The following is a 14,375-nucleotide window of genomic DNA, read 5'->3' on the forward strand; positions in this document are numbered from 1 at the left end:
GGGCCGGTCGCGTCGCGCCCCGGGCGGGCGCGTCGGCGTGTCCGCCACCCGACCGGGAGGTTTTCCCTGCCGTGGCGGGGAAGCACGCTCTGCCGGACGGGACACCCCACGGCCCACGATCGGTCCATGGTTCGTACCGGTCGTGCTTCCTTCGCTCAGGAAAGACTCTACTTCCTCAACCAGCTCGAGCCCGGCAACCCCGCATACGTGGTGGCCCTCGCGGTGCACCTGCGCGGTCCGGTGCGGCCGGCGGCGCTGCGCGCGGCGCTGATCCGCGTCGTCGCCCGGCACGACGCGCTGCGTACCACGTTCGCGGTCGTCGACGGCGTGCTCACGCAACGGGTGTCGCCCACCCCGCACGCCGACATCGACGTCCAGGCCGGCGGGTGGGCCGACCGGGACACCCAGGAGAACCACCTGCACGCCCTGGTCGCCGAGCAGGCCCGCCGCCCGTTCGGGCTCGGCGACGAGCCGGTGCTGCGCGCCTACCTGCGCTCCTGGGGGCCCGACGAGCACACCCTCGCGGTGCTGGTGCACCACATCGCCTGCGACGGCTGGTCGGTGGGCCTGCTGCTGCGCGACCTCGCCGCCGAATACCACGCCGAGTTGTCCGGTGTGGACACCGGGGACACCGGACCGGCGGCGTCGTACCTGGAGTACGCGCGGCGCCAGCGCGACTCGTGGGAGCGGGACAGCTCCGGATTGGACTTCTGGCGCACCGAGCTGCGGGACGTCCCGCAGCTCGCGCTGCCCACCGACTTCCCCCGCCCGAGCGTGCTGAGCACCCGCGGCGCGGTGCTGCGCCGCCCCGTCGAGCCGCAGCTCGTCGAACGGCTCACCGCGTGGGCCAGGGCGCGGGGGGCGACGCTGTTCGCGGTGACGCTGGCCGCGTACGCCTCGGTGCTGTCGCGCTACGCACGCCAGGACGAGGTGGTGATCGGGGTGCCGGTGGCGAACCGGATGGACGAGGCCGAGGAGCGCCTCGTCGGCTGCCTGGTCAACACCCTGCCGATCCGGCTCGACGTGTCCGGTAGGCCCGGCTTCGCCGAGCTGGTGCAGCGGGCCCGCCGGGCCAGCATGGCCGCGTTCGCCAACCAGGACGTGCCCTTCGAACAGATGGTGCGGGCCACCGTGGGGGAACGGCAGCTCAGCCACGCGCCCCTGTTCCAAACCTCCCTGACGGTGCAGAACTTCCCGTTCGCGTTTCCCGAGTTCGACCAGGTGACGCTGACCGAGGTCGACGTCGAGATCGACGTCACCAAGTTCGACCTGGGCCTGACCCTCGACGTCTCCACCGCCACGCCCTTCCTGCGGGCCGAGTACAGCACCGAGCTGTTCACCCGGGAGACCGTCGCGACGATGCTCACCCACTACCTGACCTTCCTACGGTCGGTCGTCGACGGGACCGACGCCGAACCGAGCATGGTGGACGAGGCCGAACGGCGGCTGCTGACCGAGGGGGTGAACCCGCCGGTCGCGCAGCAGTCCACCGAACACCCGTCGGTGCTGCGCCGGTTCGCCGAGCACGCCGCGCGCACCCCCGACGCGGTGGCGGTGCGCCACCGGGACGTGGAGGTCACCTACGCCGAGCTGGACCGGTGGGCCGGGCGGATCGCGGCGGGGCTGGCGGACCGGGGCGTACGCCGAGGCGACCGGGTCGGGCTGCTGCTGCACCGCTCCCCCGCGATCGTCGCCGCGATCCTGGGCGTGTGGAAGCTCGGCGGCGTCTACGTGCCGCTGGACCCCGAGTACCCGCAGCACCGCCTGGAACTCATCACGGCCAGCGCCGGCATGCCGTTCATGCTGGCCGAGGCCGGCACCGCCGACGCGGCCGGCGCGCTCGCGCGGGGCCGCGACATCCGGCTCGCCGACGCGCACACCCTGGACGGGTCGTCCGTCGTCGCGAACACGTTCCCCGGCCCCGGCGACGAGGCGTACGTCATCTACACCTCCGGCTCCACCGGCACACCCAAGGGCGTCATGGTCGGCCACGGCGGCCTGGCCGCACTCAACGACCCCACCCCCGCCGGCCTCGACGTCACCGCCGACGACGTGTGGCTGGCGGCCAGCTCGTTCTCGTTCGACGCCTCCGTGTGGGAGATGTGGGGCGCGCTGAGCACCGGCGCCCGGCTGGTCGTCGCCGACCGGGCCGACCTGGTCGACCGGCAGCGGCTCGCCGCGCTGGTGCGCGACGAGGGCGTCACGGTGGTGTTCCAGACCCCCGGCGCGCTCTACCGGCTGCTGCCGCCCTACCTGCGGCTGCTGGACGCCGACGACGTCGGCGACATCCGCTACGTCGTCCTCGGCGGCGAGGCGCTGAGCTGGTCGCGGGTCGCGTCGCTGGTCGCCGGCGCGCCTGGCCTGCGGGCGGTCTTCGTCAACATGTACGGCATCACCGAGGGCACCATCCACGTCACCATCTTCGCGGCCCCCGCCGCGGAGCTGCCCCAGGTGCGGGAGGGCACGGTCGGCGTGCCGCTGCCCTCGGGGCGCTGTTACGTGCTGGACGAGCAGCAGCGACCGACCGGGCGCAACGTGCCCGGCGAGCTGTACTGCGGCGGCGCGCTCGTCGCGCACGGCTACGTGGGCAACCCGGAGCTGACCGCCGCGCGTTTCCTGCCCGACCCGTACGGCGGGGGCGTGATGTACAGGACCGGCGACGTGGTGAAGTGGGGCCTCGACGGGAACCTGGTGTATCTCGGCCGCAACGACACCCAGGTGCAGCTACGCGGCTACCGCGTCGAGCTGGCCGAGGTCGAGGGCGCGTTCCTGGCCCACCCGGCGGTGCGCTCGTGCGCCGTCGCGGCGGAGAACGACGAGCTGGCCGCCTTCGTGGTCGGTGACCTCGGCCCGGACGCCGAACGCGAGCTGCGCGCCCACGTACGCGGCACGCTGCCGGCGTACATGGTGCCGTCGCGGATCCTGACCGTCGCGGCGGTCCCGCTCACCGCGCACGGCAAGGTGGACACGGCGCGGCTGCTGGCCGACAGCCGGGCCACGCGCACCTCGGTCGCGCCCGGGCCGGCACGCGGGCTCACTCCCGGCACCGGGCTGGAGGAACGCATCCGGGCCTGCTGGGGCGAGGTGCTCGACCGGGCCGACGTCGGCCTGCACGACAACTTCTTCGACCTCGGCGGGCACAGCTTCGCCCTCATCGCGCTCCAGCAGCGGCTGTCCGACGAGGGCCTGGACGTCTCCGTGACGGACCTGTTCCGCGCCGGCACGGTCGCCGGCTGCGCCGCGCACGTGCGGCAGGCCGCCCCGCCGGTCACCGACGCCCGGGTCGCGCAACGGCACCGGGGCCGCGCCCTGCTCGCCGACCGGCGCCGCGCCACCGGAGGCCACCGTGGCTGAGCCCGACGACAGCGCGGCGGTGGCCGTGGTCGGCATGGCCGTGCGGGTGCCCGGCGCCGAACGCGACCTGGACCTGTTCTGGCGGCACGTGGTCGCCGGGGTCGACGCGGTCACCTTCTTCACCCCCGAGCAGCTCGTCGGCTGGGGCGTACCCAAGGACCTGGTGGAGCGGCCCGACTTCGTGCCCGCCCGGGCGGTGCTGCCCGACGCCGACCGCTTCGACCACCGGTTGTTCAGCTACTCGCCGTCGGACAGCGCCCTGATGGACCCGCAGCAGCGCATCCTGCTGGAGTGCGCCTGGGCCGCGCTGGAGCACGCCGGGCACCCGCCCGTCGCCGCCGACGGCAACCGGATCGGGGTCTACGTCGGCACCGGCCTGAACGTCTACCTGCTGGACAACGTGTGGCCCGACGAGCGCGCCGTCGAGGCGGCCGGCGGTCTGGGGCTCATCATCGGCAGCGACAAGGACTTCGCGGGCACCCGGATCGCGTACAAGCTGAACCTGCAGGGTCCGGCGCTGACGTTGCAGACGGCCTGCTCCACCTCGCTGGTCGCGGTGCACCAGGCGGCGCAGGCGCTGCTGACGTACGACGCCGACGTGGCGCTCGCCGGGGCGGCCACGGTCGCGCCGCCGACGCGGCGCGGGCACCTGCACGAGCCCGGCGGGATCTTCTCCGCCGACGGCCGGTGCCGGGCCTTCGACGCGGCGGCCGACGGCACCGTGCCCGGCGACGGCGCGGGCGTGGTGGTGCTCAAGCGGCTCGACGACGCGCTGCGCGACGGCGACACCGTGCACGCCGTGATCCGCGGCTCGGCGGTGAACAACGACGGCGCCCGCAAGGCGGGCTTCACCGCGCCCGGGCCGACCGGGCAGGCCGACGTGATCTCGGCGGCGCTGGACGTGGCCGGCGTCGACCCGGACACCGTCGGGCTGATCGAGACCCACGGCACCGGCACCGCGCTCGGCGACCCGATCGAGGTGGCGGCGCTGCGGCAGGTCTTCGACAGCGACCGGCCCGACCGGGCGCCCTGCGCGCTCGGCGCGGCCAAGTCGGTCGTCGGGCACCTGGACACCGCCGCCGGGGTGATCGGCCTGATCAAGACGGTGCTGGCGCTGAAGCACCGGGTGATCCCGCCCATCACCCACCTCGCCACGCCCAACCCGGCGATCCGGCTGGACGGTTCGGTGTTCGAACTGCCGACGGCGGCCCGGCCCTGGGCGCCGATCGACGGCGTACGCCGGGCCGGGGTGAGCGCCTTCGGCATCGGCGGCACCAACGCACACGTGGTGCTCCAGGAGGCTCCGCCCGCCCGGCCCCACCCGCGCCGCCACGTCACCGAGCTGATCCTGGTCTCCGCCAAGACGGCCGCCGTGGCGCAGACCAGCCTGGACCGCGTCGCCGCCCACGTGGCGGGAACCGCGCCCGGCGAGCTCGCCGACCTCGCGTACACGCTGCGCACCGGTCGGGCGGAGCTGCCGTGGCGGGCCGCCTTCCTGACCGGCACGCACGGCTCGACGCCGACGCCACGGCAGGTCGACGCGAAGGCGCGGGCGCGCGGCGTGGCGCTGCACCTCACCGGGGCCGGGGAGCTGACCGGCAACCGGCCCAACTACGACGCCGATCCGGTCTACCGCCGGGTCGCCGACGAGGGCGTGGCGCTGCTGCGCGATCACGACCTCGCCGCCGCCGTCCGGGAGCGCTGCGACCGCCTGCTGGCCTGCGTGGGCCTGGCCCGGTCGCTGTGCAGCCGGGGCGTGGCCCCGCGCGCCGTGGCCGGCGCAGGCATCGGGGCGGTGGCGTGCGCGGTCGTCGCCGGGATCCTGACCGTCGCCGACGCCCTCGTGCTGGTCCGTGGCGGCGACCTCGACGGCATCCGGCCCGGCCCGGCCCAACTGCCCGTGCACGTGCCGGGCGGGCAGCCGCCGACCGGATCCGGCGGGCTCGCGTACTGGCGGGAGCGGGCGGCCGGGACGCCCGCGCCGACGACACCGCCGCAGCTCGACGGGGTGCTCTGGATCGAGGTCGGCACGAGCGTCACCCCGCACCTGGGCGCCGAGCAGCCGGCGATGCCCGCCGACCGGCACGCCCGCCTGCTGGCCACCGTCGGCGCGCTGTGGCAGCTGGGCATCGCCGGCGCCTGGGACACCGGGCACGACACCGGCCGGCGCCGACTGCCCGCCCCCACCTACCCCTTCGCGGCCACCCGGCACTACCTGGACGCCCCCGCGACCCGACTGGACACAGGAAGGCACCACTGATGCGCGACGTAGAAGACCGGACCTGGGTGGGCGAGTTCGAGCAGCTCTGGATGGAGGTGCTCGGCGTCGACACGGTCGACGACGACGACGACTTCTTCGACCTCGGCGGCCACTCGCTCAGCGCCCTGCGGCTGAGCACCCTGATCCGCCAGGAACTCAACCTCGCGGTGATGTTCGGCCACGTGCTGGAGAATCCCCGCTTCGCCGACCTGCGCCACGTCGCGGGCGAGGTGCCGCTGGACAAGCCGGGGGCGGAGACCGTCTGATGGCGCCCCGCGATCTCGCCGACTGGGCGCCGCTCGCCGCCCGGGTGCTCGGTGTCGCCCCCGAGCGGCTACGCGACGCGGCGGACACCGAGTCGTTCGTCGGGCTGGGCGGCACCTCGCTACAGGCCATCGCGCTGGTCTCGCTGGGCCAGCGGGAGCTGCGCGCACACGTGGACAGCTCCCGGCTGTTGTCGGCCCTGCCGCTGGCGCAGGCGCTGGCCGGCGCGGTGGAGTACGTCGACACCGCGCCGCCGGTGGCCACGCGGCAACCCGCCGAGCGGGAGTTGCTGCCCGGCCAGCGGTCCATGCTGGCCGCGCACCTGCTGGACCGGGACGCGCCGTACCACCTGATGTTCACCCTGGAGGCGGACGGACCGCTCGACACGGCCCGGACCCGCTCGGCGCTGCGGGAGCTGGCGGGCAGGCACGAGGCGCTGCGTACCCGGTTCGTCCGCGACCCGCACCAGGCCCGGATCGTGCTGCCCGCGCCGTACGAGCCTCGGCTGCTGCACCAGACGCTGCCCGACGACGACCCGGTACGCGCCGTGCACGACCTGTACGGCCGCTCGGCCGCCCGGTTGCTGCGCCCCTTCGACGAGCCGCCGGTCGTCTTCGTGCTGACCCGTGCCGGGCGGCGCGACCTGCTCACCATGCTGGTGCACCACACGATCGGCGACGGCTGGAGCATCGGGGTGCTGTGGCGCGAGTTCGCCGAGTTCTACGCCGGCGCCGGTCCGGTGGGCGCGGCACCGTCGCCGGACTGGGTCGGCTCGCGGCTGGCCGCGCGGGAGGCGTCCGGGGCGCTGGACGACGCGCTGAGCCGCGTCGCGGCCCGGCTGGACGGCGCGCCGTCGACGGTGGCACTGCCCACCGACCTGCCGCCGGTCGTCGAGGCCGACGGCCGGGGCGCGCGCCTGCACTTCCACCTCGACGCGGCGGCGACGCGGGCCGCTACCGAACTGGCCCGGCACTGCCGGGTGACGGTGACGTCGGTGGCGATGGCGGCGTGGGCGTTGGCCGCGTCGCGCCGGGCGGGCCTGGCCGACCTGGTGCTCGGCGTGCCGGCGGCAGGCCGGTTCGAGGCGGACATGGCCGCCATCGTGGGCCTGTGCACCCGGGTCGTCCCGGTGCGCTGCGCGGCGCCCGACGACGCCAGCGCGCGGGACTACGTACGCGCCGTCGCCGCCTCGCTGGCCGAGGCCGCCGCCGACGCCGACGTGCCGTTCGAGCGGGTCGTCTCCGGGCTGGGTGTCGCCACCGACCCGGGCCGCAACCCGCTGGCCCAGTTCGGCTTCGCCGCCCACCACGAGCTGGTGCCCGACGAACTGGACGCGGGCGGGCGCGGCTGGCGGGTGCACGAGGGCCACTGCCACGGCGCGGTGTTCGACGCGCTGCTCTACCTCCAGTCGTGGTCGGACCGTCCCCGCTTCGCCCTGGAGTACGCGACCTCGGCGCTCACCGCCGCCGACGCCGGGGAACTGGCCGAGTCGTTCCGGGCCGCGCTGCGGGAGCTGGCCGGCGCACCGGATGCCGCCCTGCGTGACGTCACGACCCTGTCGGCGGGGCAACGCGCCCGGCTGCGGGAGCTGGGCGCGGGCGGGTCGCACGACACGGCCGACGACGTGTGGAGCCGGTTCGCGGCGCACGCGGGGTCCACCGGCGACCGGGTCGCGCTGGTCGACGCGCACACCGGGCTCACGCTGACCTACCGAGAGCTGCACGGGCACGCGGTCGCGCAGGCGCGGCTGCTGCACGCGTGCGGCGTGCGCGCCGGCGACGCGGTGGTCCTGGAGCTGCCGCGCTCGGCCGCCGAGGCGGTGGCGGTGCTGGGCGTGCTGCGGCTGGGCGCGTACTACGTCGCGGTGGACCAGCACGCCACCGACGAGTGGCGCGCGCACCTCGCCGCCGCCGTCGCGCCCCGGGCCCGGCTCGGCGCGGACGCGCCCGGAGCACGGTGGTCGGGCGTGGCCGACTGCGCCGTGGCCGACCCGGACGGGCCGGCGACGGCCGGGCACACCGGCGTCGACCGCCCGGCCGAGGCGGCCCCGACCGACCCGGGGCGGACCGCGTACGTCTCCTTCACGTCGGGCTCCACCGGGGTGCCCAAGGGCGTGGTCGTGTCGCACCGGGCGGTGCTGCGGCTGGCCGACGACCCCGCCCTGTTCGCCGACCCGACGGGCATGCGGATCACCCGGCTGTCCCCGCTGGCGTTCGACGCGTCCACGTTGGAGCTGCTGGTTCCGCTGTCCAACGGCGACACGGTGGTGGTGTACCCGCCCGGGGAACCCACGCCGAGCGGCCTGGCCGAGTTCCTGCGCACCGCCGGGATCACCCACACCTGGCTCACCTCCGGCGTGTTCCACCTGGTCGCCGACCACCGTCCGGACGCGTTCGCCGGGCTGCGGCAGCTGTTCACCGGCGGCGGCGTGGTCTCCCCGGCGCACGTGCGCCGGGTGCTGCGGGCCTGCCCCGGGCTGCGCGTCACCAACGCCTACGGCCCCACCGAGAACACCACGTTCACCACCACGTACCCGGTCGACCACGCCGACGCGACGCCGGATCCGCTGCCGATCGGCGTGCCGGTGCACGGCACCGACCTGTACGTCGTCGACGCGGCGGGGCGAGCGGTGCCGCCGGGTGCGGTCGGCGAGCTGTGCACCGCCGGCACGGGGCTGGCCGACGGCTACCTCAACGACCCCGTACGCACCGACGAGTCGTTCGTCCGGCACGGGGCGACCGGTGCCCGCCGGTACCACACCGGGGACCTGGTGCGCTGGGGCGCGGACGGCCAACTGCGCTTCCTGGGCCGCAACGACCGCCAGGTGAAGATCGCCGGACACCGGGTGGAACTGGTCGACGTCGAACGCCGGCTGCGGGCGCAGCCGGGGGTACGCGACGCGGTGGTGTTCGCCGTCGGCGACCCGGTGACGGGCGTTCGCCTGTGCGCCGCGCTCAAGCCGGCGCACGACGGCCTGGACGTGGCGGCGGTGGGCCGCGCCGTGGAGGCCGGGTTGGCCCCGTACGCCCGGCCCCGGCAGTGGGTGACCGTGGCCGAGTTCCCGTTGGACCGCAACGGCAAGGTCGACCTGCGGGCCCTGGCCGCGCTGGCCGGCGAGCCGCGGCCCGGGACCCCGCCGGCGGACGCCGCGCCGACGCCCGACGGGGCGGGCGCAGGGCCGGCGCGGATTCCCGCGCGGGGCGGCCCGACGCTGGCGGAGTTCGAGGCGCTGGTGACGGGGGCGTGGGCCGAGGCGCTGGGCACCGACGACTTCGACGTCGACGAGGCGTTCTTCGACGTCGGCGGGGAGTCGCTGCGGCTGGCGATCGTGCGGCGGCTGCTCCAGGAGCGGCTGGCCGGGCGGACCATCCCGCTGACCGACCTCTACCGCTTCCCCACCGTCCAGACGCTGGCGGGACATCTGCACGCACAGACCGAAGGGGCAGGCGCATCCTCATGAACGGCGACATCGCGATCGTAGGCTTGGCGGGCCGCTTCCCCGGCGCCGCCGACGTCTGGCAGTACTGGTCCAACGTGGTCGCCGGGAAGATCACGATCAGCGAGCTGACCCGCGGCGAGCTGCTGGCCGCGGGCGTGCCCGCGCAGCGGCTCGACGACCCCGCGTACGTGCCGGCACGCGGCGTGCTGGCCGACCCGGACCTCTTCGACGCCGCCTTCTTCGGCATCGCGCCGCGGGAGGCCGAGATCATGGACCCGCAGCACCGGCTGCTGATGCAGACCGCGTGGGCCACGTTGGAGTCGGCCGGGCTGGCCACCCGGCACCCCTTCGGCCGGGTCGGCGTGTTCGCCGGGGCCGGCTTCAACTACTACGCGCTGCACCACGTGTACGCGCAGCCCGGCCTGGTCGAGACCCAGGGCCTGCTGTCGGTCGTGCTCGGCAACGAGAAGGACCACCTGGCGGCGAAGGTCGCGTACCGGCTGGACCTGGGCGGTCCCGCCGTCACCGTGCAGACCGCCTGCTCGACGTCGCTGGTGGCGGTGCACCTGGCGTGCCAGAGCCTGCGTACCGGCGACTCGGACGTCGCGCTCGCCGGCGGCGCCTGCGTGGCGGTGCCGCAACAGGCCGGCTACCTCTACGAGACGAAGGGCATCATGTCTCCCGACGGCGCGTGCCGCCCCTTCGACGCCTCGGCCGCCGGCACCGTACCCGGCAACGGCGTCGCGATGGTGGCGCTGAGACGCGCCGAGGACGCCCGCCGCGACGGCGACACCGTGTACGCGCTGATCAGGGGATCGGCGGTGAACAACGACGGCGGCGTGAAGGTCGGCTACACCGCGCCCGGCATCGCCGGGCAGATCGACGTGCTGACCCGCGCGTACGCCGCCGCCGGCGTCGACCCCGCCACCGTCGGCTACCTGGAGGCGCACGGCACGGCCACGGAGGTCGGCGACGCGATCGAACTGTCGGCGCTGACCGAGGTGTTCCGCCGGGGCGACCGGCCGTGCTCGATCGGCTCCGTCAAGGCCAACGTCGGCCACCTCGACGCGGCGGCCGGGGTCAGCGGGCTCATCAAGGCCGCGCTGGCGCTGCACTTCCGGCAGATCCCCCCGCTGGCCGGCCTCAAGCAGGCCCGGCCCGAGCTGCTCGACGGCTCCACCCCGTTCACCGTGGACACCGTGGCCCGGCAGTGGGACACCGACGGGCCACGCCGGGCCGCGGTCAGCTCCTTCGGCCTGGGCGGCACCAACGCCCACGTGGTGCTCCAGGAGGCCGACGCGACGGGGGCGCCCGGTCCCGGCGCCGCCGACGAACGCACCGAGCTGATCGTGCTGTCGGGCCGCACCCCGGAGGCGGTCCGCGAGGCCGCCGCGCAGTGGGGCGAGCACCTGCGGCAGCGCCCCGACCTGGCCGTCGCCGACGTGGCGCTGACGTCGCAGACGTACCGCCGGCACTTCCCGCACCGGCTCGCGGTCGCCGCGCACGACGTCCCCACGGCGCTGGCCCGGCTGCCCCGGGCGCCCGTCCGCGAGGCTCCGCGCCGGCCCAGCGTGATCTTCCTGTTCCCCGGGCAGGGGGCGGAGTTCCCCGCCATGTCGCGGGGCCTCTACACGCGTTACCCGTCCTTCCGGGCCGACGTCGACCACGGGGCGGGGCTGCTGACCCCGGTCCTCGGGCGGGACCTGCGCGACGTGCTGGTTGGCGACGACCCGCACGGGGTCGTGCACCGCACCGACGTGACCCAGCCCGCGCTGGCGCTGCACCAGTTCGCGCTCGGCCGGCTGCTGCTGTCGTGGGGCGTGCGCCCCGCGGCGTTGATCGGCCACTCCGTCGGCGAACTCCCCGCCGCGGCGCTGGCCGGCGAGCTGTCCGCCGACGACATGCTGCGCCTGGTCGCGGCCCGGGGCCGGCTGATGCAGGACGCGCCCGAGGGCGGCATGCTGGCCGTGCTCGCGCCGCCGCCCGCCGTCGAGGAGCTGCTCGCGGGACTGGACGGTCTCGACGTGGCCGCCCGCAACGCCCCCGACCTCACGGTGGTGGCCGGTCCGGTGGCCGGGCTCGCCGCCCTGCGCGGACGCCTCGACGCCGCCGGGGTGCACTGCCGGGCGCTGCCCGCACAGCGCGCCTTCCACTCGCGGATGATGGCCGACGCGGCCCTGCTGCTCGGCGCCGAGGCCGACCGCGTCGACCAGCAGCCCCGGGGGGTGCCGGTGATCAGCACCGTGGACGGCACCCTGCTGGGCAGGGGGCTGCCGCGCGCCGCCGGCTACTGGGCCGCGCAGCTACGCAGCCCCGTGCGCTACCACGACGCGCTGCTGACCGGGCTCGACCTGCCCGACCCGGTCCTGCTGGAGGTGGGACCGGGCACGGCGCTGACCGGCACGGCCCGGCAGAGCGGGCGGCGGGTGCCCGGGTTCGCCCTGCAACCCCGCCCGACACCGCGGGCGGACGCCGGTGACGTACTCGCCGGGCTCGGTGGGCTGTGGACCGCCGGGGCTTCCGTGGACTGGGCCGCGGTGCGCGGCGAGAGCGGTGCACGGCGCGTCGCGCTGCCCACGTACCCGTTCGCCCGCACCCGACACTGGCTCGACGCCGCGCCGCCGCGACCGGTCCCGCAGGCCCAGGAACCGGCGCCGCCCCCCGCCGGCGCCGACGAGCACGAGGTGGTGCGGGAGATCATGGACCTGTGGGGTCGGATGCTCGGCTGCGCCGAGATCGGGCCGGACGCCAACTTCTTCGCCCTCGGCGGCGAGTCGCTGCTGTTCATCCGCATGATCACGCAGGTGCAGCGCAGGTTCGGGGTGCGCATCCCGGTGGAGACGCTGTCGGCCGACCCCACCCCGCGCACGCTGGCCGGGCTGGTGACGGCGTGAGCGGCCGGGACCTGGCGGTGGTGGCCGCGGTGGCGGCCGTGCTCTGCCACCGCCTCGCGGGCGCGACCCGCGTCGCCGTGCGCGGCCCCGTCCACGACGTCGCGGTGCGGGTCCGTCCGGACAGCACCATGACCGAGGTACGCGCACAGACCCGCGTCCTGGGGGCGGACCCCGCCGTCGTGGCCGCATCCGACGCGCCCGCTCCCCTCGGGCAGGCGACGGCCGGGCAGGCGACGGCCGCGGCGGACGTCGTGCTGGCGGTGGGGGCGGCCGGTGCCGGCGGGGTGTCGACGGTGCTGGGTGGGGTGCCCGTCCACGTCACCCGCGACCACGGCCATCCCGCACACCTGCGGGAGCGCCTGGAGACCCTGCAGGCCTGGCTCACCGCCCACCCCGACCGGCCGGTACGCGAGGCCGTGCTGGTGGGCCCGCGCGAGCGCGCGACGCTGCTGCGGTTCAACCCCGCCCCACGCCCCGCGCCCCGCACGCCCGTGCAGGAGACGATCTGCCGCCAGGCGCGGCGCACCCCGGACGCCGTGGCGCTGCGCGGCGGCGGACGCGACCGCACCTACCGCCAACTGCTGGACGAGGCGGCCACGCTGGCCGGTCGGCTGCGTGCCGACGGCGTGGGCCACGGCTCGGTCGTCGGCCTGTGCGCCGACCGCAGCCCCGAAATGGTGGTCGCGGTGCTCGGCGTCCTGCTGGCCGGCGGGGCGTACCTGCCGCTGGACCCGTCCCATCCGCGCCTGCGGCTGGACCTCATGCTCGCCACCGCCGACGCCGCGCTGGTGCTCGCCGACGAGGCGGGGCGGGCCGCGCTGGGCCGCGACGGTGCGCCGGGCGTGCCCGTGCGGCCACTGGCGGGCCGTGACCTGCCCGCCGCGCCGGTCGACTGGCGCGGCTACCGGGCACCCGAGGAGGTGGTGCGGGGCCTGTCGTACGTCATCTTCACCTCCGGCTCCACCGGGGCGCCCAAGGGCGTGCAGATGACGCACCTGTCGCTGGCGAACCGGCTGGCGTGGATGGGGGACGCCTACCGCGTCGGCCCCGGCGACGTGCTGCTGCAGAAGACCCCGCACACCTTCGACGTGTCGGTGTGGGAGCTGCTGTGGGCGTTCATGACCGGCGCGACGCTGGTCACGGCCGAGGCGCAGGCGCACCGCGACCCGCAGGAGATGGTCGACGTCATCGCCCGCGAGTCGGTGAGCACCGTGCACTTCGTGCCGTCCATGCTCGCCCTCTTCGTCGAGGAGCCCGGACTGGCCCGCTGCACCGGCCTGCGCCGGGTGGTCTGCAGCGGGGAGGCCCTGCCGCCGAAGCTGGTCAACAAGCTCACCGCCGCCCTGCCGTGGGTCGAGGTGCACAATCTGTACGGGCCCACCGAGGCCGCCATCGACGTCACCGCCTGGCCGTGCCGCCGGCCCGAACCGGACGACACCGTCCCCATCGGGCGGCCGATCACGAACGTCGCCGCGTACGTCCTCGACGAGCGCGGCGAGTTGGCCCCGCTGGGCGTCGCCGGTGAGCTGGTCGTCGGCGGGGACTGCCTGGCCCGCGGGTACGCCGGGCGGCCCGACCTGACCGCGGAACGCTTCGTCGAGGTGGCGGTCGCCGGCCGGCCGCAGCGGGTGTACCGCACCGGTGACCTGGCCTGGTGGTCGCCGGACGGAACCCTGCACTACGGCGGGCGCATCGACACGCAGGTGAAGATCCGCGGGCAGCGGGTGGAGCTCGGCGAGATCGAGTCGGTGCTCAACCGGCATCCGTCCGTCGCGAACAGCGTCGTGCTGCTGCGCGACGATCCGGGCGCCGCCGCGGCCCTGGTGGCGTACGTGGTGCCCGAACGCGACGCCGACCCGGGTGCCGTGACCGAACCCGCGCTGCGCGCCGTCGTGGCGCGGGAGCTGCCCGATCACATGGTGCCCCTGCGGTACGTGGTCCTGCCGGAGCTGCCCTCGACCGCGAACGGCAAGGTCGACCGCCGTGCCCTGCCCGCTCCACCGGCCCGGGTCCGCCGCCGCGCCGCGCCGTCCGGGGGCGGTGCCGCCGCGTTGTCCGGGGGCGGGCGCCGATGAGCGGAGGCGGGCCCGGCCCCGCCCGACCCGCCTCGTGGACGCCGCCGCACGGCCGCCCACGCCGTCGGGGGCGGGTCCCGACGCGGCGG

6 protein-coding genes are annotated in these 14,375 nt (G+C 75.9%); all 6 read left to right on the forward strand.

Annotated features, from left to right (window positions below):
- The first annotated feature begins 126 nt into the window (after positions 1-126).
- From ACQ452_RS15265 to ACQ452_RS15290, 6 genes are read left to right on the forward strand one after another with little or no spacing between them, the layout of a single operon-like run.
- Complete coding sequence (locus ACQ452_RS15265) at positions 127-3,354, forward strand: non-ribosomal peptide synthetase (RefSeq protein WP_433384642.1); 3,228 nt, start codon at positions 127-129, stop codon at positions 3,352-3,354.
- Complete coding sequence (locus ACQ452_RS15270) at positions 3,347-5,614, forward strand: beta-ketoacyl synthase N-terminal-like domain-containing protein (protein ID WP_433384645.1); 2,268 nt, start codon at positions 3,347-3,349, stop codon at positions 5,612-5,614. Before ACQ452_RS15265 ends, ACQ452_RS15270 begins: the two co-directional genes overlap by 8 nt.
- Positions 5,614-5,880 (forward strand): phosphopantetheine-binding protein, encoded by a 267-nt coding sequence (locus ACQ452_RS15275; RefSeq protein ID WP_433384648.1) that lies wholly within the window; start codon positions 5,614-5,616, stop codon positions 5,878-5,880. Before ACQ452_RS15270 ends, ACQ452_RS15275 begins: the two co-directional genes overlap by 1 nt.
- Positions 5,880-9,338 carry an amino acid adenylation domain-containing protein gene (locus ACQ452_RS15280; RefSeq protein ID WP_433384651.1) on the forward strand — a complete coding sequence of 1,153 codons (3,459 nt, stop codon included), beginning with the start codon at positions 5,880-5,882 and terminating at the stop codon, positions 9,336-9,338. The genes ACQ452_RS15275 and ACQ452_RS15280 overlap by 1 nt, the downstream gene beginning before the upstream one ends.
- The gene (locus ACQ452_RS15285) at positions 9,335-12,211 is read left to right on the forward strand and encodes a type I polyketide synthase (RefSeq protein ID WP_433384654.1); all 2,877 of its coding nucleotides are present in this window, start codon (positions 9,335-9,337) and stop codon (positions 12,209-12,211) included. The genes ACQ452_RS15280 and ACQ452_RS15285 overlap by 4 nt, the downstream gene beginning before the upstream one ends.
- Positions 12,208-14,286 carry an amino acid adenylation domain-containing protein gene (locus tag ACQ452_RS15290; RefSeq protein ID WP_433384657.1) on the forward strand — a complete coding sequence of 693 codons (2,079 nt, stop codon included), beginning with the start codon at positions 12,208-12,210 and terminating at the stop codon, positions 14,284-14,286. The genes ACQ452_RS15285 and ACQ452_RS15290 overlap by 4 nt, the downstream gene beginning before the upstream one ends.
- Positions 14,287-14,375 lie beyond the last annotated feature (89 nt).

Origin of the sequence: Micromonospora sp. KLBMP9576, from assembly GCF_050941805.1 — a bacterium.
Classification (GTDB): domain Bacteria; phylum Actinomycetota; class Actinomycetes; order Mycobacteriales; family Micromonosporaceae; genus Micromonospora.

Excerpts from the sequence above, each read along its gene's own strand:
- ACQ452_RS15265 (WP_433384642.1), top strand. The coding sequence starts at position 127 with ATGGTTCGTACCGGTCGTGCTTCCTTCGCTCAGGAAAGACTCTACTTC.
- ACQ452_RS15275 (WP_433384648.1), top strand. The coding sequence starts at position 5,614 with ATGCGCGACGTAGAAGACCGGACCTGGGTGGGCGAGTTCGAGCAGCTC.
- ACQ452_RS15280 (WP_433384651.1), top strand. The coding sequence starts at position 5,880 with ATGGCGCCCCGCGATCTCGCCGACTGGGCGCCGCTCGCCGCCCGGGTG.
- ACQ452_RS15285 (WP_433384654.1), top strand. The coding sequence starts at position 9,335 with ATGAACGGCGACATCGCGATCGTAGGCTTGGCGGGCCGCTTCCCCGGC.